Annotated in this window: 1 pseudogene; it reads left to right on the plus strand. The window is 62.1% G+C overall.

The window, feature by feature from the left end:
• A pseudogene (locus C451_RS22430) lies at positions 1-235 on the plus strand (hypothetical protein); the annotation flags it as partial.

A 235-nucleotide genomic window follows, 5' to 3' on the forward strand; every position in this document is an offset into this window, starting at 1 on the left:
GCCGGCGCGTCCAAGGCGACGCTGCCCTCGATCAAAATCGGACTCGTGAGCAGATCACCGACGAAATCCACGACATCCTCGACGAGGCCACCGAGATCGACGAAGCCGAAGATGACGAATACGGTCCGGAGCAGCGGGGAGACGAGCTCCCGGAGGAACTCCGGGAGCAAGAGGACCGACTGAACCGATTGCGGGAAGCCAAGGACCGACTCGACGCTGAGGAACAGCAGCTCAA

The sequence above is a fragment of the Halococcus thailandensis JCM 13552 genome (assembly GCF_000336715.1).
Classification (GTDB): domain Archaea; phylum Halobacteriota; class Halobacteria; order Halobacteriales; family Halococcaceae; genus Halococcus; species Halococcus thailandensis.